The organism is Nitrosococcus watsonii C-113, assembly GCF_000143085.1.
In the GTDB taxonomy this organism is placed as follows: domain Bacteria; phylum Pseudomonadota; class Gammaproteobacteria; order Nitrosococcales; family Nitrosococcaceae; genus Nitrosococcus; species Nitrosococcus watsonii.
Genome location: NC_014315.1, coordinates 2379649 through 2398498, shown reverse-complemented (window position 1 = coordinate 2398498; position 18850 = coordinate 2379649). Strand labels below are relative to the sequence as shown.

General features: G+C 49.2%; 18 protein-coding genes and 4 tRNA genes. 14 read left to right on the top strand and 8 right to left on the bottom strand.

Annotation, left to right across the window (positions count from 1 at the left end):
• Nucleotides 1–157: 157 nt before the first annotated feature.
• Nucleotides 158–1795 (top strand): flagellar hook-length control protein FliK, encoded by a 1638-nt coding sequence (locus NWAT_RS17505; protein WP_013221105.1) that lies wholly within the window; start codon nucleotides 158–160, stop codon nucleotides 1793–1795.
• A gap of 8 nt (nucleotides 1796–1803) precedes the next feature.
• Here the strand turns inward: NWAT_RS17505 and pyrF are convergent, their stop codons facing one another.
• Nucleotides 1804–2502 carry an orotidine-5'-phosphate decarboxylase gene (gene pyrF, locus NWAT_RS10805; RefSeq protein WP_013221104.1) on the bottom strand — a complete coding sequence of 233 codons (699 nt, stop codon included), beginning with the start codon at nucleotides 2500–2502 and terminating at the stop codon, nucleotides 1804–1806.
• Nucleotides 2503–2701: 199 nt separating this feature from the next.
• On the opposite strand from pyrF, the gene tgt reads away from it, so the two are divergent.
• From tgt to NWAT_RS10770, 7 genes are all read left to right on the top strand, one after another.
• Nucleotides 2702–3817 carry a tRNA guanosine(34) transglycosylase Tgt gene (tgt, locus tag NWAT_RS10800; protein ID WP_013221103.1) on the top strand — a complete coding sequence of 372 codons (1116 nt, stop codon included), beginning with the start codon at nucleotides 2702–2704 and terminating at the stop codon, nucleotides 3815–3817.
• A gap of 43 nt (nucleotides 3818–3860) precedes the next feature.
• On the top strand, nucleotides 3861–4196 hold the full coding sequence (yajC, locus tag NWAT_RS10795) for a preprotein translocase subunit YajC (protein ID WP_002809928.1): 336 nt from the start codon (nucleotides 3861–3863) through the stop codon (nucleotides 4194–4196).
• A gap of 21 nt (nucleotides 4197–4217) precedes the next feature.
• Nucleotides 4218–6074 (top strand): protein translocase subunit SecD, encoded by a 1857-nt coding sequence (secD, locus tag NWAT_RS10790; protein WP_013221101.1) that lies wholly within the window; start codon nucleotides 4218–4220, stop codon nucleotides 6072–6074.
• Between the two features lie 9 nt (nucleotides 6075–6083).
• Nucleotides 6084–7022, top strand: coding sequence for a protein translocase subunit SecF (gene secF, locus NWAT_RS10785; RefSeq protein ID WP_013221100.1), 939 nt, complete (start codon nucleotides 6084–6086; stop codon nucleotides 7020–7022).
• Nucleotides 7023–7110: 88 nt separating this feature from the next.
• Nucleotides 7111–7614 carry a hypothetical protein gene (locus tag NWAT_RS10780; RefSeq protein ID WP_013221099.1) on the top strand — a complete coding sequence of 168 codons (504 nt, stop codon included), beginning with the start codon at nucleotides 7111–7113 and terminating at the stop codon, nucleotides 7612–7614.
• Nucleotides 7615–7628: 14 nt separating this feature from the next.
• A complete protein-coding gene (gene mpl / locus NWAT_RS10775) occupies nucleotides 7629–9020 on the top strand; it encodes a UDP-N-acetylmuramate:L-alanyl-gamma-D-glutamyl-meso-diaminopimelate ligase (RefSeq protein WP_013221098.1) in 1392 nt (463 codons plus the stop codon).
• A complete protein-coding gene (locus NWAT_RS10770; protein WP_013221097.1) occupies nucleotides 9010–9627 on the top strand; it encodes a flavin prenyltransferase UbiX in 618 nt (205 codons plus the stop codon). The genes mpl and NWAT_RS10770 overlap by 11 nt, the downstream gene beginning before the upstream one ends.
• 88 nt (nucleotides 9628–9715) lie before the next feature.
• Here NWAT_RS10770 and ubiB read toward each other — a convergent pair whose 3' ends face one another.
• The 7 genes from ubiB to galE form a co-directional block, all read right to left on the bottom strand.
• Nucleotides 9716–11389, bottom strand: a complete 1674-nt coding sequence (gene ubiB, locus NWAT_RS10765) for a ubiquinone biosynthesis regulatory protein kinase UbiB (RefSeq protein ID WP_013221096.1) — start codon at nucleotides 11387–11389, stop codon at nucleotides 9716–9718.
• Nucleotides 11386–11994, bottom strand: a complete 609-nt coding sequence (locus tag NWAT_RS10760; RefSeq protein ID WP_013221095.1) for a ubiquinone biosynthesis accessory factor UbiJ — start codon at nucleotides 11992–11994, stop codon at nucleotides 11386–11388. The genes ubiB and NWAT_RS10760 overlap by 4 nt, the downstream gene beginning before the upstream one ends.
• 172 nt (nucleotides 11995–12166) lie before the next feature.
• Complete coding sequence (ubiE, locus tag NWAT_RS10755; RefSeq protein WP_013221094.1) at nucleotides 12167–12913, bottom strand: bifunctional demethylmenaquinone methyltransferase/2-methoxy-6-polyprenyl-1,4-benzoquinol methylase UbiE; 747 nt, start codon at nucleotides 12911–12913, stop codon at nucleotides 12167–12169.
• A 23-nt stretch (nucleotides 12914–12936) separates the two neighbouring features.
• Complete coding sequence (locus tag NWAT_RS10750; RefSeq protein WP_013221093.1) at nucleotides 12937–13317, bottom strand: gamma-butyrobetaine hydroxylase-like domain-containing protein; 381 nt, start codon at nucleotides 13315–13317, stop codon at nucleotides 12937–12939.
• Between the two features lie 20 nt (nucleotides 13318–13337).
• Nucleotides 13338–14681, bottom strand: a complete 1344-nt coding sequence (hslU, locus tag NWAT_RS10745; RefSeq protein WP_013221092.1) for an ATP-dependent protease ATPase subunit HslU — start codon at nucleotides 14679–14681, stop codon at nucleotides 13338–13340.
• Nucleotides 14682–14703: 22 nt separating this feature from the next.
• On the bottom strand, nucleotides 14704–15243 hold the full coding sequence (gene hslV / locus NWAT_RS10740) for an ATP-dependent protease subunit HslV (RefSeq protein WP_013221091.1): 540 nt from the start codon (nucleotides 15241–15243) through the stop codon (nucleotides 14704–14706).
• Nucleotides 15244–15395: 152 nt separating this feature from the next.
• Complete coding sequence (gene galE, locus NWAT_RS10735; RefSeq protein ID WP_013221090.1) at nucleotides 15396–16418, bottom strand: UDP-glucose 4-epimerase GalE; 1023 nt, start codon at nucleotides 16416–16418, stop codon at nucleotides 15396–15398.
• A 174-nt stretch (nucleotides 16419–16592) separates the two neighbouring features.
• Here galE and NWAT_RS10730 point away from each other — a divergent pair.
• The 6 genes from NWAT_RS10730 to secE all read left to right on the top strand — a co-directional run bounded on the left by NWAT_RS10730 (nucleotide 16593) and on the right by secE (nucleotide 18850).
• A tRNA-Tyr gene (locus NWAT_RS10730) sits at nucleotides 16593–16677 on the top strand.
• Between the two features lie 69 nt (nucleotides 16678–16746).
• Nucleotides 16747–16820: transfer RNA gene (locus tag NWAT_RS10725), tRNA-Gly, on the top strand.
• A 47-nt stretch (nucleotides 16821–16867) separates the two neighbouring features.
• Nucleotides 16868–16943: transfer RNA gene (locus NWAT_RS10720), tRNA-Thr, on the top strand.
• A gap of 96 nt (nucleotides 16944–17039) precedes the next feature.
• Entirely contained in the window at nucleotides 17040–18230 is a 1191-nt protein-coding gene (gene tuf / locus NWAT_RS10715) for an elongation factor Tu (protein ID WP_013221080.1), read from the top strand.
• A gap of 118 nt (nucleotides 18231–18348) precedes the next feature.
• Nucleotides 18349–18424, top strand: a tRNA-Trp gene (locus tag NWAT_RS10710).
• 78 nt (nucleotides 18425–18502) lie between these two features.
• A complete protein-coding gene (secE, locus tag NWAT_RS10705) occupies nucleotides 18503–18850 on the top strand; it encodes a preprotein translocase subunit SecE (RefSeq protein WP_013221089.1) in 348 nt (115 codons plus the stop codon).

Genomic DNA, 18850 nt, shown 5'->3' with positions numbered 1-18850 from the left:
CTCAGAAAAGCGGAATTTATCCTGCTCAAGGCACGAGGAAGAGTAACAGAAACATTAAGGATATTCATGATATGAAGCTTTCCCTAGAAAAAACATTTTTTCGGTACAAAATTTGCCTACAGGATTAAGCAACGTATAAAGTGGAGTATAAGGGTCAATGACAACACCGGATTTTTGGGTTATGCCGCTTGCCTCTTCCTCATCCGCTTCGGTGGGAAAGCCTGGGGTGAATTCTGGAGATTTTCTTGCTGTCGAGTCAGAAGGGGCGGTGAGTGTCAAGTTTCCTGTCCAGCTTGAGGAGATGGTTTCCGAGATTAACCCATTGCCGGAGCAGCCGCCATTTTTTGCGGGATTGGCAGAGAAAATAGCGGCTGCAGGCGATGAAACAAATCTTTCCACGGAATTATTGAGCCTAGAACAAGCAGCAGGAGAACAAGGCTCTCCAGAGTTTGGTTTATCGTTACCAGAATCGGCGATCTCAATGGCAGCCGATTTTGGTCATTTCCCGATGGTGGAGGCTTTTGAAAGCAATCCTGGAAGTGCAGATTTACCCGAGGTCATAGTTTCTGATTCTCAATCCGCAGCACAAAGCTCACTGTTGATTACAAGGGATACTGATAGGACTCTTAGCGGTATTTCCCCTGATTCAAGCAAGTTAGTAAACTCAGCTATTAATTTAGTATTATCTGGTCAGCCGCAAAATCTGATAAACCAAAAAGCTACCAATACGCCAGGGATACCTACTCTAACAGGCGCCGTATTAGGACCGGTTGTAAAAAACCCTGGGGGAAGCGCCGGGTTGCCGGCGCCGCTTAGTCAGCGTGGTTTGGAGGCCAGCAAGGAGGGGGCTTTACCGGTGCCATTACAAGGGAGGAAATTGGGAGCAGAAAACTCACTTACGCCAGAGGTGCCTACACTAACAGGCACCGTATTAGGACCGGTTGTAAAAAACCCTGGGGGAAGCGCCGGGTTGCCGGCGCCTCCTAGCCAGCTTGGTTTGGAGGCCAGCAAGGAGGGGGCTTTACCGGTGCCATTACAGGGGAAGGAATCGGGAACAGAAAATTCCCTCCCAATAGGGGAGGATTTCAAGCTTAGTTCTGGCTTAGATGTAACCACAGCGGAAATGGATTCCCAACTGTTTCTGGGGCATCGTGATTCGAGTACTAGTCTTAGGGGAGGTCTACAGGCGACAGTAGCGACGGAAGCCCCAGCCCTTGTTCAGGGAGATTCCCAGGTGCTGATGGTGCCCGCACCGTTACGGGATAGGCCGTCGTTAGTAGTATCTCCGGCTCCATTGAACTCCGGCTTTACTGGTGCTGCGATTTCCAATCTCTCTGCTAGTAGTGACAATGCAATGGGGCTGACCCTGGAATCCGCGATCCAGGAGTCAGGATGGGGAGAAGAACTCGGCGAGCGGATGACTTGGTTGGTCAAAGATAAGCTGCAATTTGCGGAACTGCGGCTCACCCCCCCCCAGCTTGGTCCCCTGGAGGCCCGTATTAATATGCACCATGATGAAGCGAGTATCACTTTCCATGCCCCTCAAGCGGCAGTCCGCGAAGCCCTGGAAGCAGCCCTTCCCCGCTTACGGGAATCTTTTGCGGAGCAAGGGCTGAATTTAGTCAATGTGGATGTCTCTCAGCAAGGCTTTTCTGAACAGCAGCAGCAAGCGGCTCAGTCTAAAAACTTGCAGGCGACTCTGGCTGAAGAATCCCCCGAAACCGCGGCTTCGGAGGATTCAGCAGGAGGTATACGCCTTTTTTCCCAGCAAGGTGGAGTGGATTACTATGCGTGAGGGTGACATTAGACATTCGAAATTTCTGCCTCAATTGCTTTTAGAGCGACCATAGGATCAGGGGCTGCGGTGATAGGCCGGCCAATGACCAGGTAATTGGCCCCTTTTGTCAGCGCTTCCCTGGGTGTCAGCACCCGCTGTTGATCTTCTGGAGCCGCGCCGGCGGGGCGAATGCCTGGGGTGACTAGTAGGAATTCTTTCCCTAAGGCTTGTCGGAGCGCCGGGGCTTCTTGGCCGGAGCATACTATCCCGTCGAGGCCTGCTTCCTGAGTGAGCAGGGCTAGTTGCAGCACATTTTCTTCAGGTGTTCCCGCTAATCCTATTTGGCGCAAGCCCCCCTGATTCATGCTGGTTAAGATGGTGACAGCGATTAGTTGGGGCCGAGAGGGGTTATTAGCCAGTGCCTCCTGGGCAGCCTTCATCATGGATAACCCGCCTAAGGCATGGAGATTGAGCATCCATACCCCCAGATCAGCCGCGGCAAGACAGGCGCGGGCAACCGTATGGGGGATGTCATGGAATTTTAAATCGAGAAAAATGGAAAAGCCTTGGGCAGCAAGGCGCTTTACTAGTGAGGGACCGGCCCGGGTAAATAATTCTTTGCCTACCTTCAGTCGGCATTGGGCAGGATCGAGCTGGCGGATGAAGCGTAATGCTTGTTCCTCGTTGGGATAATCCAAAGCAATAATAATGCGAGACTTTTCCATAATGTTCTCCAGTGATTTAATGCAGAGCTGAGGGAGCCTACCGTTGCAGGCTGATTCTTACTCCTGGTTTTGGTTATGTGCTAGACTTTCAGTGCTCTGACAGGAGCTTCTTACCCTATCGGTTTCTGCCCTGGCCAAATATGTTATCCTCTGGAGGTTTAGCTTTTATCTCCATTCATCAAGAGTTATCACGCAAAAAATGGAATTTGAGGTGCTGGCCCAGGCGGGGATGGCCCGGCGGGGACGTCTTCGTTTTCCTCGGGGAAGCGTGGAGACGCCGGCTTTTATGCCTGTGGGGACTTATGGCACGGTCAAAGCAATGACGCCGGAGGAATTACGTACCGGAGGGGCTGAAATTGTCCTAGGTAATACCTTTCATCTAATGCTGCGTCCCGGAACCCAAGTTATCGCCAAGCATGGAGGGCTGCATGGCTTCATGCATTGGGACGGCCCCATTTTAACCGACTCAGGAGGGTTTCAGGTCTGGAGCCTGGGTGCGATGAGAAAAATTACCGAGCGGGGGGTGAATTTCCGTTCTCCCGTGGATGGTCGTCTGATTTTTCTGGGGCCGGAGGAGTCTATTGCTGTGCAGCGGGAGTTGGGGGCGGATATTGTAATGGTTTTTGATGATTGTACCCCTCACCCTGTAAGCGAAAAGGTAGCCCGCCGATCCATGGAGTTGTCCCTGCGATGGGCAACCCGCTCCCGGGACGCCCATGGAGATTCTCCGGCGGCTTTGTTTGGGATCATTCAGGGGGGGATGTATGAGCATTTGCGGGCAGAGTCGTTGCAGGAGCTGCTAACCATTGGCTTTGAGGGGTATGCCGTCGGTGGCTTATCTGTGGGGGAACCGAAAGAAGACAGGGAGCGAATCTTGACCGCTATCGTTCCCCCAATGCCGACGGATAAACCCCGCTATCTGATGGGCGTGGGTCGGCCGGAAGATATTGTGGAGGCGGTGCGGCGGGGAATGGATATGTTTGATTGCGTCATGCCTACCCGCAATGCTCGCAATGGCCATCTTTTTGTCCGGGAAGGGGTCATCCGTATCCGCAATAGCACCTATCGCAAAGATACTCGGCCTTTAGATGAAAGTTGTACCTGCTATACTTGCCGCCACTATAGCCGGGCTTATTTGCATCATTTAGACAAGTCTCGGGAAATCCTTGGCGCGCGTCTTAATACGATTCATAATTTGCACTATTATCAAGCCCTGATGGAACAGCTCCGCCAGGCAATTGAGCAAGACGGTTTGGAGCGGTTTAGCGCTGAGTTTTATGCTGCCCGTGTGCAGGACCGTTTGTCTGTGTCATAATCAACGGTTTAATTTGATTCGGGAGGCAAGTTACGTGTCAAATATGCTAGATTTTTTTATCTCATCAGCTTGGGCTCAAGAGGCAGCGGGGCCATCACCCCAGGCGGGGATGTTTAACATTATTTTCTTAGTGGTTTTATTGGTTCTGTTCTACTTTCTTTTGATTCGGCCCCAGCAAAAACGGGCTAAGGAGCACCGTAAGCTGGTGGAAGGACTGCAAAAAGGGGATGAGGTCATGATCGAGGGGGGCATTATGGGGCGTATTACCGAATTGGCGGAGAGTTCCATGACCATGGAAATCAGCGAGAACGTTGAAATCAAAGTCCGGCGCCAATCTATTGCCTCGGTATTGCCCAAAGGCACCCTTGAAAAACTCTAGCGAACGCTTAAATTATTTTCGATGAACCGTTATCCTCTTTGGAAAAACCTGCTCGTAGTGGCAGTAGTGCTTGTTGGTATCCTTTATGCCGTGCCTAATCTATTTGGCGATACCCCAGCTTTGCAGATTTCGGCGACTCGTGGCGCGAATCTCAAACCAGAGACTTTGGCCCGGGTGGAACGGTTGCTCCAGGAGCAGGGTTTGGATTACCAATCGGTTCGCTTGGAAGATCAGCGCCTTTTGGTCCGCCTTCGCCGCTTGGAAACTCAACTCAAAGCTCAGGATGCTCTTAGGGCAGAATTGGGTTCCGACTATTCAATTGCTCTGCACTTGTCACCCGCTACCCCGGATTGGTTGCGGGCTATGGGGGGATTACCCATGAACCTGGGCTTGGATCTCCGTGGCGGGGTGCATTTTTTGATGGAAGTGGATATGAAGGCCGCGGTCCAACAGGCTGAGGAGCGCTATGTGGAAGATCTGCGGACTTTATTGCGGGAGAATAGAATTCGTTACCTCAGTATTGGGCGGTTGGGTGCTGGTGGAGTGGAGATTAAATTTCGTAATGAAGAGCAACGTGAGCGGGCAGAAACGCTCATCCACGATGAGTATTTCGATTTGTTGTTAGAATCGACAGAGGGGGAGCGATCTCCCCGTCTAGAAATTAAGCTAAGCGAAAAGGAGCAGAGGGAAATCCAGCGCTTGGCTTTACAGCAAAATATGACCACTTTACGCAATCGAATCAATGAGCTCGGCGTGGCGGAACCCACTATTCAGCAGCAAGGTGAGAACCGCATTGTGGTGCAGCTGCCGGGTGTTCAGGATACGGCTCGGGCCAAGGAGATTTTAGGGGCAACGGCAACTTTGGAATTTCGCCTAGTGGATACCAGCCACGATGTCCAGCGAGCGGTGGAAGGAAGAGTGCCAGTAGGATCACGCCTGTATTATGAGCGTGGTGGAGCTCCTATCTTGCTGAAGAAGCGAGTAATATTGACGGGTGATCATGTTACTGATGCCTCCTCGGGGATTGAGCAGCAAGGCGGTAGTCCAGCGGTGTTTGTCTCCCTAGATGGGCAAGGAGCCCGCCATTTCAGTCAAGTGACGGGAGAGAATATTGGCAAGCCCATGGCAGTGGTCTTTATAGAGACCAAGTCCGAGACCCGGATGGAGGGGGGGGAGCCAGTCAAGGTTCGCCGCCGGGTACCCGAGGTGATTAATGTAGCCACCATTCGGGATCAACTCAGTAAACGTTTCCAGATTACGGGTCTTGATTCTACCGAGGAAGCCCGTAATTTAGCTTTGTTATTGCGGGCAGGCGCACTGGCGGCGCCCATTGATATCGTTGAGGAACGGACCATCGGCCCAAGCCTGGGGCAGGATAATATCGACAAGGGTTTTCAGTCCGTACTGATAGGGTTTGCCCTAGTACTGGTGTTTATGGCGCTTTATTATAGAGTTTTCGGGCTCGTTGCTGATTTGGCTTTGACCGCGAATCTAGTGCTGTTGGTCTCCCTTCTCTCTATGCTGCAAGCGACTCTGACTTTACCAGGCATTGCCGGTATTGTACTCACAGTGGGTATGGCAGTTGATGCTAACGTATTGATTTTTGAGCGTATTCGCGAGGAACTTCGAAATGGTAGTAGCCCTCAGGCAAGTATCGAGGCAGGTTATGCCAATGCCTTATCGACCATTGTAGACGCCAATATCACTACCCTGATAACCGCGGTTGTCCTGTTTGGGTTTGGGACAGGTCCTATTAAGGGATTTGCGGTTACCTTATCCTTGGGTATTCTGACTTCCATGTTTACCGCTATTATGGGCACCCGAGCCGTGATTAATTTGATTTATGGGAAGCGGCGTAAGGTAAGGCTGGCTATCTAAGGCACGGATATGAAGTTACTTAAGAAAGATTTCCGTATTGATTTTATGGGCAAGCGCCGCCTTGCCTTTGCGTTTTCCCTGGCGTTGCTTCTTATCTCTATAAGCTCGCTGATTTTTCAGGGACTTAATTTTGGCATTGACTTTACCGGCGGAACTTTGTTGGAAGTGGGTTATGAGCAGCCGGTAGATCTATCGGATGTGCGCCGGGATTTGGAAGAAGCAGAGTTCGGTAGTGCCATTGTGCAGCATTTTGGTACTACGCGGGACGTTTTGATTCGTTTGGCGCCGGAAGCTGAGCGCAATAGTGCTAAATTTAGTAATAAAGTATTAGCTGCCTTACAGGAAAGTAGTGATAATCCAGCGACTATGCGGCGAGTGGAGTTTGTGGGCCCCAAGGTCGGGGAACATCTCGTCGAGCAGGGAGGGCTAGCGGTGCTCTATGCGTTGATTGGCATTTTAATTTACGTTGCCTTGCGCTTCGAGTACCGGCTTGCCGTTGGTTCGGTGATCGCTTTGGTACATGATGTGATTATTGTGCTGGGCTTTTTCTCCCTCTTGCGGCTTGAGTTTGATCTTACTGTATTAGCAGCCATTCTTGCCGTCATTGGTTATTCCCTTAACGATACCATTGTAGTGTCGGATCGGATCCGGGAGAATTTCCGCAAAATACGCAAGGGGACGGCAAAGCAGATAATTAATACCTCTATAAACCAGACATTGTCCCGTACCATAATGACGTCTTTGACCACTTTACTCGTTCTCTTTGCTCTGTTTTTATTTGGCGGTGAAACAATCCATAGTTTTTCTACCGCTCTTATTGCAGGTATTATAGTAGGTACTTATTCTTCAATTTATGTTGCTAGCCCTATGGCCTTGGCTTTGGGAATCAGTAAAGCGGATCTGGCCTCTACTCCTAAGGAAGGAAAAAAGCTGGATGAGCGGCCTTAAGGGAGGATAAGATTTCGTCTACTATTGCTGGGTAGATAGTAAGACTGCTACGTTTTGTTTTCTTCTTTGAAGAGAGAGTTTCTCCGGGATGCTGAGGTATTTCATAGCCTTGTGCTTACTGCGTGCTGGTCCTGCTGATGCTCCCCCATCGTCAGGCTTGCTAACTCAGACTCTGTTAGCGTATCTGGGCATCGGCTGGTTGATTTCCATGCTTCATTTGGAATTTGCTAACGGCTTGCTGTCCAGTCTCGTAGATACTGTTCTATTAATTGGTATGACTGGAGGGTTGCTGGCAGTACGAGGTTACAAATCCCGTTTGCAGCAAACCTTAATTGCCCTAATGGGCGCCGGGATTATTCTTGGAATTTTAGCCTTTCCCCTGCTGCTATGGCTAGAGGCGGCGCAGCAGGCCGAGATCCCACCAGGGCTAGTCTCGTTATTGCTACTGAGTTTGATGATCTGGAGCTTGGCGGTAACTGCCCACATTATGCGCCAAGCATTATCGGTCTCCTTTACAGTAGGAATACTAGTGGCAGTCATTTATGCGCTAGTTTCCATTCGAGTCATGGATTTTCTTTTTCCCCCTATGTAAACGGGGTTCTGTTAATGCATCTCCACATTCTCGGGATTTGCGGCACGTTTATGGCTGGACTGGCACTTTTAGCCCGAGAGCGCGGATTTCATGTCAGTGGCTCAGACGCCAATGTTTATCCTCCCATGAGCGAGCAACTGCAGGCAGCCGGTATTGCGATTCGGGAAGGTTATAGCGCGGCGGCTTTAGATCCTCCGCCAAATTTAGTGGTGATAGGTAATGCGCTTTCCCGCGGTAATCCTGCTGTCGAACATGTCCTTGCCCAGGGATTATCTTATATTTCGGGACCCCAGTGGCTAGCCGAACAGATTTTGCAAGGGCGATGGGTGTTAGCAGTGGCGGGCACCCATGGCAAAACGACGACTAGCAGCCTTCTGGCTTGGATACTGGAATATGCAGGCCATAGACCAGGGTATCTTATCGGCGGGGTTCCGCAAAATTTTGGTATTTCGGCCCGTTTGGGCCGGAGTCCCTATTTTGTTGTTGAAGCGGATGAATATGATACGGCATTTTTCGATAAACGCTCTAAGTTTATTCATTATCGTCCCCGCACTCTCATTCTAAATAATCTAGAATACGATCATGCCGATATTTTTCCCCACTTAGAGGCTATCCAACAGCAATTCCATTATCTGGTGCGTACGGTACCTAATAATGGCCTTATCCTTGTTCCATCCGGGGATAAGGCTTTAGCAACCGTACTAAATATGGGATGCTGGACTCCGGTTATGAATATGGATATAGCTGGAGGGATTAGCTCCGCTTTGGCTGCGAGCGCCGTGGCTGATGACGGTAGTGACTTCGAGGTTTGGTATGAGAATTCTTGCCAAGGCCGAGTCCGTTGGCCGTTGCTTGGCCACCATAATGTGGCGAATGGCTTGGCGGCTATTGGTGCTGCCCACCACTCGGGGGTGCCTATTGACCAGGCCTGCCAAGCGCTGGAACGATTCCAAGGGGTACGACGGCGTTTGGAAATATACGGTAAGGTCAATGGAGTCACCATCTATGATGATTTTGCGCACCATCCAACCGCTATTTCTAAGACATTGGCAGGGTTACGGGCACGGGTTGGCAAAGCTCGTATTATTGCCGTATTGGAGCCTCGTTCTAATACCATGAAGCTGGGTATTCATAAGGACAGTTTGGCGCCAGCATTAGCATTAGCGGATCGGGTGCTTATTTACCAACCTTTTAATATTAAATGGTCCTTGACCCCCATAGTACAAGCTCTTGGCCCTAATAAGGCATCGGTGTTTTTTGGTATTCAGGCTATCCTGGATAGTTTGTGCGCCTATGTTCAAGGGGGTGATCATATTGTGCTGATGAGTAACGGGGATTTTGGCCATATTCATCCACAATTATTAAAGTCTCTGCGAGAGAAGAGGGAGGGGGGGGGTGAACCCTAGCGAGATAGCGGTGGCTATGACCGGTGCTTCCGGGATTGCCTACGGACTGCGGTTATTGGAATGTTTGCTTAAGGCAGAGATTTCTGTACACCTTTTGGTTTCTAGTGCTGCCCAGACGGTGGTGGCAATGGAGACTAATTTACGCTTTCCTCCGCGCCCCCGGGATTTGCAGAGATACTTAGCGGATCATTTCTCGGTAGCCCCTAAACTACTTCACTGCTATAGTGAGATTCAGTGGACCGCTCCGCTAGCAAGCGGCTCTCACCGCATTCAAACAATGGTGATTTGCCCCTGCACGGTAGGGGCGGTTTCGGCCATTGCGCGTGGTGCTAATGATAATCTTATCGAGCGAGCGGCCGATGTTATGTTAAAGGAGCAGCGCAAGTTGATACTAGTACCTCGGGAAGCTCCATTTTCTGTAATCCATTTGGAAAATATGCTGAGTCTGGCTCGGCTTGGCACGGTTATTCTTCCCGCCAATCCTGGTTTTTACCATCAGCCTCTACGGATTGAAGACCTGGTCGACTTTATCGTAGCGCGGATTCTTGATCACGCAGGGGTAGAACATCATTTACTGGCTCGGTGGGGTGAAGCTGCTGCATATTAGGTAGAGGTTTGTGATGTCTAGGGCATAGCTATTATTAAGTGAGTCTCCCTTGTTTCAACCTGAACATCATGGTTAGTGCTCCTCTATTTTAATTTCGTTCTAAACGCCAAGCCGCAATAATGAGTATGAACCCTATGCCCGCTGATAGCCAACTGAGAAGAGGTACTCCTGCCACCATGATCGGGGTATAGTTGCTGAGGCTATAAATAGTAGCTGCTCCTACTAGAAGCGCTGCGCCCGCTACAGCAGCTGTGGTGCGCAAGCTAGCATGGCGTATTTCTCGGTGCAATTCTCTTAAATCATCAGGAGAGAGTCGTACCTGTAAACGTCCTTTACTGGTTTGTTTTGCTACCTCGTGGATGAGTAAGGGAAGTTCAGGTAAAGCGGCTGCCCATTGGGGAGCATTAAGCCGCAGGCTATTGTAGGCTGCGCGGGGACCTGCCTGATCGCTCATCCAACGCTCTAAGATCGGTTTGGCCGTTTGCCATAAATCCAAATCCGGGTAGAGAACGCGTCCTAGGCCCTCAATATTCAGTAAGGTTTTTTGTAATAAAACCAACTGAGGCTGTATCTCCATATGGAAGCGGCGAGCAGTTTGAAAGAGCCGTATGAGTAATTGGCCAAAGGAGATTTCCTTTAGGGGACGGTCAAAAATAGGCTCGCAGACACTGCGAATGGCAGACTCAAATTCATCCACTCGGGTACCTGCGGGTACCCAGCCGGCATCCACATGAAGCTCGGCCACGCGTCGATAATCATGATTAAAGAAGGCCAGAAAGTTTTCTGCTAGGTAACGCTGGTCCTCCGGGCCTAAAGTTCCCATAATGCCAAAATCAAGAGCAATATAATGGGGATTTTGGGGGTTTTCGGTGGAGACTAGGATATTTCCTGGATGCATATCGGCGTGGAAGAAATTGTGACGAAAAACCTGGGTAAAGAAAATTTCCACGCCGGTTTCGGCTAGTTGCTTGAAATTTGTCCCATAACGCTGAAGTTCATCGATATTATTGATAGGAACGCCTTGAACTCGCTCCATGACGAGTACATTGGGGCGAGTATAATGCCAATGAACGAGTGGGACGTAGAGTTTATTGGAACCGGTGAAATTACGCCGCAATTGAGAAGCAGAAGCTCCTTCTCGAAGCATGTCTAATTCGTCATAGAGATTTTTTTCTAGCTCTGCCACGATTTCACGAGGGTGTAGCCGAGGCCCTTCTGACCAATACCGTTCAGCAAGGTTGGCTAGCATGTAGAGAAGATCGACATCACCCTGGATGATCCGCTTAATCCCTGGCCGTACGACTTTAACAACCACCATGCTGCCGTCATGTAGTTGAGCAGCGTAAACTTGAGCAATAGAGGCTGATGCTAATGGTTTTTCGTCAAAAGAGGCAAATACCTCGGAAAGGCGCTGGCCGTAAGCTGTTTCAATAATCTCTTTTGCCTTTTCACTAGGAAAAGGAGCAACCTGATCTTGTAGTAAGGTTAATTCTTCAGCGATATCATCGGGTAATAGATCGCGGCGGGTGGATAGCAGTTGGCCAAACTTGACGAAAATAGGCCCAAGATCTTCCAGGGTACGACGGATTCGCACTCCCCGGGGTGCTGCAGCGGCTGTTTTACGCCAGTGTTCTGGATTGAGGTAAATCAAAAAGCGCAGGGGACGAAATAGGCGTGTGGCGAGGATAACTTCATCTAATCCGTGGCGCAACAGAGTCCAATTAATGTACCCCAAGCGCAGAAACTGGCTAATGATGTTCATAGCAGTCGCTGTAATCGTTGGATGCGTGCTTCCAGCCGGCCTGAATCAGCCCGAAGGCGGTCGATTTCATCAAGGAAGGTGGCGACTTTGGCGTGATCAGGTAATAATTGGATTTCTTCGCGTAAATATTCTGCGAGATTCTGGCCGAGAGTGCTTGCTGCCTTTCGGCTCCAAGCTTTAAAGCCGCGCATCCCGTTCCCAATTTGATGGGCGAGAAGGTTACCCGTATAGTGGGATAGGAGCTCTTCCAGATCCAGATCAAGCCTTTGGAGCAGGGTCCTAAGCTTTCGGCCAAGCTCTATATCGCCGTGAATTTGTACCTCACCGGTGAGCAAAGGGCTAGAATCGCTGGGAGCTATTGCCATCCGCAGGAGATTCAAAGGCGTACCTGATAGAGTCGCGACGGGGGGTGAGTCAGAGGAAGTAGCTAACAAGATGCCGCTGGCTGTAGGCTCGATAAAAACTTTCAAATCTAAGCCTCGTAACTCAACAGCAATGCACTGGCCTGATATAGCCGCCACCTGAGCCAAGGTATCAGGATCAAGCCGTAATGAAGCATTAACCAAGGCTTCAATGGGGGCCAATAATATAGAGGGCAGGTACACGATGCTAGGCGCCTTATAAATCCAAAAGGGCTAAAAAATTGTATTTTAAGAAAAGTTGAAGGTGTGTAAAATATGTCATGACATCCACATATACAGTGCTGGCAAGATACGCCACCTGGTGAGTAAGTACGAATAAAGCAGTAATTGCAGCATATAAGGGGCTAATCCCGGGTCAGTATTTATAGCCCCTATGCAGGGCAACGATGCCATGGTTTAGGTTATAAAAATTACAGCAGTCAAATCCAGCAGACTGCATCATGGCGCAGAGAGTTTCTTGATCAGGATGCTGTCGAATAGATTCTGCTAGGTAGCGGTAACTATCGGCATCTCCCGCTACTAATTTACCCAGTCGTGGTAAAACCCAGAAAGAATAGATATCGTAGGCGGAAGTTAGCCAGGGGGCAGGTTTGGAAAATTCCAATACTAGCAACTGGCCGCCAGGTTTCAGAGTTTGGTATATGGAATGTAAAGCAGTCTCTTTCTGGGTGATATTGCGCAGACCAAAAGCAATAGTGATCCGATCAAAGTAATCAGCGGGGAAGGGTAAGCATTCTGCGTTGGCTTGAACGTAGCTTAGATTACCCACCTTACCTAGGTTAATGAGCCTTTCTCGGCCTTTTTCCAGCATGCTTGAATTGATATCTGCTAGAACTACTTGGCCTTTACTACCGACGCGCTCAGAGAATATTTTAGCCAAATCCCCAGTGCCACCCGCCAAATCTAAGACTCGCATACCAGCACGGACGCCGCTGAGTTCAATTGCAAAACGTTTCCAAAGACGATGGATGCCGAGCGACATCAGATCGTTCATAAGATCATAGCGGTTAGCAACCGAGTGAAAAACTTCAGCAACTTTATGGGATTTCTCCTCTATAGGGACCTCTTGAAAACCAAAGTGGGTTGTTTTTCCTTGCGCCATTTTGCCTATATCCCGGGTGAACGCTAACCTTTAATTCTAGGCTCTTTGCGTGAATGGCCGACCTGCTGCAGCCGGTCTAAATATTTTTGCCATAGTTGGGTTTGTTTTTCTCCTAGTTCGTAGAGATATTCCCACGAATAAAGGCCCGTATCGTGCCCGTCATCAAAGCGTAGTTTAATAGCATAGTTACCGACTGGTTCAATTTCTTTAATACTGACCGCTTCTTTGTCGATGAGGAGGACCCCTTGTCCAGTTCCATGACCTCGTACCTCTGCTGATGGAGAGTATACTCGCAGAAATTCGTGGGGGAGCGCAAAATGGGCATTATTCTCGAAACTGATTTCAAGCACGCGGGAATTTCGGCGAAGTTTAATCTCTGTGGGTTGAGGGTGCTGTATTGGCATAGTCGAGATAGAAAAATTCACTAGAGGATATAACGTGATAGATCTTCATCCTGGGCCAAGTCGGCTAACTGAGCATCTACGTAGGCGGCGTCAATAATAACTTTTCTGCTAGCATGATTTTCCGCTTCAAAGGAGAGTCCTTCTAGAAGCCGCTCCATGACGGTATGCAATCGGCGAGCACCAATATTCTCGGTACGTTCGTTAACTTGCCAAGCGATCTGGGCGATACGTGCAATGCCTTCCTCGGTGAAATGTAAGGAGATTCCCTCGGTTTTTAATAATGCTATATATTGCGCGGTGAGAGAGGCATTCGGCTCAGTTAAGATACGTACAAAATCGTCAACGCTAAGGGCGTCTAGCTCAACTCGAATGGGTAACCGACCCTGCATTTCCGGGATGAGATCTGAAGGCTTAGCTAGATGAAAAGCCCCCGATGCAATAAATAGGATATGATCGGTTCGCACCATACCATACTTTGTGGAGACCGTGCTGCCTTCTACCAGAGGAAGTAAGTCGCGCTGCACGCCTTCACGGGAAACATCTGTACCAGAAAATTCAGAACGCTTGGCAATTTTGTCCATTTCGTCAAGAAACACGATACCATTTTGTTCCACGTTTTCAAGGGATTGTGCTTTTAAATCTTCATCATTGATGAGCTTTCCAGCTTCCTCTTCAGTCAGTAGTTTGAAGGCTTCTCGGACTCGTAGCCGGCGTGTCCGGGTACGGGTACCCCCTAGATTTTGGAACATATTTTGGAGCTGGCTGGTCATTTCTTCCATCCCTGGGGGGGCCATAATTTCAACCCCCATGGAAACGGCAGCTAACTCAATCTCGATTTCTCGGTCATCTAACTTTCCTTCTCGCAGCATTTTGCGAAATTTTTGCCGGGTGTTAGATTGTTCATCCATTGAACCATGGGGCGCAGCCCGTGCAGTGGGTAAGAGGGCGTCAAGGATTCGCTCCTCTGCTCTATCCTCCGCCTGGTTGCGAACCTTAGCCGTTTCCTGCTCGCGAGTTATTTTGATGGCAATATCCACGAGATCCCGGATAATAGATTCTACATCTCGGCCAACATAGCCTACTTCGGTAAACTTAGTTGCTTCGACTTTCATAAAGGGAGCATTAGCTAGTTTTGCAAGGCGCCGGGCAATCTCGGTTTTACCCACGCCGGTGGGACCAATCATGAGAATATTTTTGGGGGTAATTTCGTTGCGCAGTTCCTCGTTCACTTGGCGCCGGCGCCAGCGGTTACGGAGGGCAACGGCAACGGCCCGCTTAGCAGCGGTTTGGCCAATAATGTGTTTATTCAGCTCCTGAACGATTTGCCGAGGGGTCAATTCTTGTTGAGGGATTAATTCGGGCATGATTTCTTAGCTTAATAAAGTTTTAACCAGAGAGTTCTTCGATGGTCAAATGGGTGTTGGTGTAAATACAGATATCAGCAGCAATACTCAGGGCTTTTTCAACAATGGCGCGAGCGCTAAAATCTGTATTTTCAAGAAGTGCCCGGGCCGCTGCTTGAGCATAAGGACCGCCTGAACCAATGGCTATCAAACCATATTCCGGCTCAATAACATCGCCATTACCTGAAATTACGTAAGATGCTTTATGGTCAGCTACGGCTAGAAGAGCTTCAAGTCGTCTAAGAGAGCGATCGGAACGCCAATCCTTAGCCAATTCTACCGCAGCGCGAGTTAGGTTGCCTTGATGTTTTTCTAGCTTAGCCTCAAAACGCTCAAAGAGCGTAAAGGCGTCTGCCGTCCCTCCCGCAAAACCCGCAATCACTTGATCGTGAAACAGACGTCGCACTTTACGGGCATTGCCTTTCATGACGATACTATTCATACTGACTTGGCCATCACCGCCGATAACAACTTGCTCTTGGCGCCGTACTGAGAGAATAGTTGTGCCTCGAAAATGTTCCAAAGGCTTATGCTCCTTGTTTAACTTGTATTTTAGGCTTAGTGCCAAATTCTACACTAAGATGATTGTACTCTATACTTAATGTGTCAGTCAGAGGGTATTGGGTATTAAGGAGGAGGGGGTTCCCAATTTAAGTAAAAAAACTTATGGAAAAATTAGTTCCCGGCGTTTATCGTAGTTTGCCGATCGCGTGCGCGTGCTAGTAATTTATATTCCCAGTTTAGCGAAGTTTTGACGATAAAATCTAGATTATCGTATTTTGGTTGCCAGCCTAGTATGTCCCGCACTTGTTGAGCAGCAGCGACTAAGCGGGGTGGATCGCCGGGGCGGCGAGGATGCTTTACTATTTTAATAGGGTGGCCATGTGCCCGTTGGACTGCGTCAAGTACTTCGCGCACACTATAGCCATGTCCATAGCCGCAGTTTAAGGTCGTTGATTTTCCTCCCTGTTTAAGATAATCCAATGCTAGAATGTGAGCGTTTGCCAAGTCTTCTACATGAATATAATCACGGATTCCTGTGCCATCGGGGGTCGGGTAATCAGTACCAAAAATATATACTTGATCACGCTTTCCTACTGCGGCCTCACAGGCTACTTTGATAAGTAACGTGGCCTTGCGGGTTGATTGGCCAATACGCCCATTTGGATCGGAGCCGGCGACGTTAAAATAGCGAAGAGCTACATAATTAAGACTGCTTGCCTGAGATAGGTCACGCAGCATCCATTCGCTCATCAACTTGGAGGTACCATAAGGGTTTACGGGGATGGTAGGAGTATCCTCGGTAACCAAGGGTGTGGAGGGGATACCGTAGGTGGCCGCTGTGGAGGAAAAGATAAAGTGCTTTACCCCTGCTGTTTCGCAGCACTCTAGGAGATTGCGCGTGTGGCAAGTATTATTGGCGTAATATTTAAGAGGATCAGCAACAGACTCCGGGACAATAGTGTGAGCGGCAAAGTGCATCACGGTGTCTACGCTATGCTCTTTTAGAAGTGCTTCCACCAATACCTTGTCTTTGGTATCCCCGATGATGAGGTTAGCCTTGGGAACTGCACTGGCAAAACCTGTTGAGAGATTGTCTAGGATAATGACCCGATGGGATGCCGCCATCAGCTGCTGGACTACATGACTGCCGATATAGCCGGCACCGCCGGTGACAAGTATTCCTTTCTGTGCCATGGCCTTGAGTCTCCGATTTAGGTAAAATATTTATGCTAGGAGCGGTGTAATTGTAGAGAGGGTTTAATTTGGCAACAACCTTTAACCTCAATCTATTCGTAGGTTTTTAAAAAATGAACAGTCTCTAATATTGACATCGTTGCAAAGATAAAGGACAATTTTAAGTTTGCGTTTGGAGGGGTTCCCGAGCGGCCAAAGGGATCAGACTGTAAATCTGACGGCTCTGCCTTCGGAGGTTCGAATCCTCCCCCCTCCACCAGTTTTAAGCGATAAAGAAAATCTTTAAGAATAAATGCGCTTTGCTGGTGGTTGTTAAAAATATACGCTGGCGGGCGTAGTTCAATGGTAGAACCTCAGCCTTCCAAGCTGATGATGTGGGTTCGATTCCCATCGCCCGCTCCATAGGTTTATGGCGCTTGTTATTGAATTTGGCGATTTATGCTGTTTATGCCCATATAGCTCAGTCGGTAGAGCACTTCCTTGGTAAGGAAGAGGTCATCGGTTCAAATCCGATTATGGGCTCCAAAAGTTTAGAATTTTATAATAAAAGCTCATGGTTCGCGTAATTTACTGCGCTGCCAGGTTTATGTGACTCTTCAAAGATTAAGGGGTATATCCACCATGTCCAAGTCGAAATTTGAGCGGAAGAAGCCGCATATAAACGTAGGCACGATTGGTCACGTAGACCATGGTAAGACGACGTTAACGGCGGCGTTGACGCGGATATTATCGGAGCAGTATGGGGGTGAGTTCCGGGCCTACGACCAGATAGACAATGCGCCGGAGGAGCGAGAGAGGGGGATCACGATAGCGACGTCGCATGTAGAGTATGAGACGGAGAATCGCCACTATGCGCATGTGGATTGCCCGGGTCATGCGGATTATGTGAAGAACATGATTACGGGAGCGGCGCAGATGGATGGAGCGGTGCTGGTAGTATCGGCAGCGGATGGTCCGATGCCCCAGACGCGAGAGCATATATTGCTAGCGCGTCAGGTGGGAGTGCCATTTATATTGGTGTATTTAAACAAAGCGGATATGGTAGACGATCCGGAGCTATTGGAATTAGTGGAGATGGAAGTTCGGGAGTTGCTGGATAGTTATCAATTTCCGGGGGATGACACACCGATAGTGGTGGGTAGCGCGCTGAAGGCGTTGGAGGGAGATACGAGTGAGATAGGCGTTCCATCGATAGTGAAGTTGGTGGAGCATATGGATGCGTATATTCCTGAGCCCCAGCGGGCGGTAGACCAGCCGTTTTTGATGCCGATAGAAGATGTGTTTTCGATTTCGGGCCGAGGAACGGTAGTAACGGGTCGAGTGGAGCGGGGTATTATCAAGGTAGGGGAAGAGATAGAGATAGTTGGGATGCGGGAGACGCAGAAGACTATTTGCACGGGGGTTGAGATGTTCCGCAAGCTTTTGGATGAGGGGCGAGCGGGGGACAATGTGGGGGTTTTGTTGCGCGGTACCAAGCGCGAGGATGTGGAGCGTGGTCAAGTGTTGGCCAAGCCCAAGTCGATTACCCCGCATACGAAGTTTTATGCGGAAGTATATGTTCTTTCCAAGGATGAAGGGGGGCGGCATACGCCGTTTTTCACAGGCTATCGTCCGCAGTTTTATTTTCGGACCACGGATGTGACGGGAGCGATTGATTTACCCGATGGGGTGGAGATGGTGATGCCGGGGGATAATATTCAGATGACAGTCAGTTTGATTGCGCCTATTGCGATGGAGGAGGGGTTGCGTTTTGCCGTCCGTGAGGGGGGGCGTACGGTAGGGGCCGGCGTCGTCAGTAAAGTGATCGAGTAAGCTTAAGCTAAGGATGACGCTAGGGGCAAAGTTAAGTTATGTTAGCGGTCTTTAATATAGGTTAATTATTTATTTGGTGCCTATTATTATATGGGTGCTGTTAGTTTTGTTATTTGCTAGGCCAGTAGCTCAATCGGCAGAGCGGCGGTCTCCAAAACCGCAGGTTGGGGGTTCGATTCCCTCCTGGCCTGCCATCTAGTAAATATTTACGTTTGCATTTTTATACTAATTTTTTGTATATACCAATACCGTCTTAGGTTTCCGGGATCACTATGGCAGATACCATTAAACTTGCGGTTGCATTGCTATTATTGGGTACCGCAATCGGACTATTCTATTATTTTGGTGATCAATCTACGCTCTTACGCGTATTGGGATTACTTATAGCATTGGGTATTTCGTTAGCAATCTTGGCAAAGACCACGCGCGGTCAAGCTGCGCTGAGTTTTGCTGGGGAGACCCGACTAGAGTTTCGTAAAGTAGTTTGGCCAACACGACAAGAAACTATTCGAACCACGCTTCTTGTGCTGCTGATGGTCATGATAATGGCAAGCATACTATGGTTGTTTGATACATTACTAATGTGGGCTGTCCGTCTATTGACCGGGCAGGGGGGGTAA

Bases quoted from the DNA above. Each gene is read 5' to 3' on its own strand.
- ubiE (WP_013221094.1), bottom strand. From the start codon at position 12,913: ATGGCGCAAGGAAAAACAACCCACTTTGGTTTTCAAGAGGTCCCTATA.
- tuf (WP_013221080.1), top strand. From the start codon at position 17,040: ATGTCCAAGTCGAAATTTGAGCGGAAGAAGCCGCATATAAACGTAGGC.
- secE (WP_013221089.1), top strand. From the start codon at position 18,503: ATGGCAGATACCATTAAACTTGCGGTTGCATTGCTATTATTGGGTACC.
- galE (WP_013221090.1), bottom strand. From the start codon at position 16,418: ATGGCACAGAAAGGAATACTTGTCACCGGCGGTGCCGGCTATATCGGC.
- NWAT_RS17505 (WP_013221105.1), top strand. From the start codon at position 158: ATGACAACACCGGATTTTTGGGTTATGCCGCTTGCCTCTTCCTCATCC.
- mpl (WP_013221098.1), top strand. From the start codon at position 7,629: ATGCATCTCCACATTCTCGGGATTTGCGGCACGTTTATGGCTGGACTG.
- NWAT_RS10780 (WP_013221099.1), top strand. From the start codon at position 7,111: ATGCTGAGGTATTTCATAGCCTTGTGCTTACTGCGTGCTGGTCCTGCT.
- secF (WP_013221100.1), top strand. From the start codon at position 6,084: ATGAAGTTACTTAAGAAAGATTTCCGTATTGATTTTATGGGCAAGCGC.
- NWAT_RS10750 (WP_013221093.1), bottom strand. From the start codon at position 13,317: ATGCCAATACAGCACCCTCAACCCACAGAGATTAAACTTCGCCGAAAT.
- tgt (WP_013221103.1), top strand. From the start codon at position 2,702: ATGGAATTTGAGGTGCTGGCCCAGGCGGGGATGGCCCGGCGGGGACGT.
- ubiB (WP_013221096.1), bottom strand. From the start codon at position 11,389: ATGAACATCATTAGCCAGTTTCTGCGCTTGGGGTACATTAATTGGACT.
- hslU (WP_013221092.1), bottom strand. From the start codon at position 14,681: ATGCCCGAATTAATCCCTCAACAAGAATTGACCCCTCGGCAAATCGTT.
- secD (WP_013221101.1), top strand. From the start codon at position 4,218: ATGAACCGTTATCCTCTTTGGAAAAACCTGCTCGTAGTGGCAGTAGTG.
- yajC (WP_002809928.1), top strand. From the start codon at position 3,861: ATGCTAGATTTTTTTATCTCATCAGCTTGGGCTCAAGAGGCAGCGGGG.
- pyrF (WP_013221104.1), bottom strand. From the start codon at position 2,502: ATGGAAAAGTCTCGCATTATTATTGCTTTGGATTATCCCAACGAGGAA.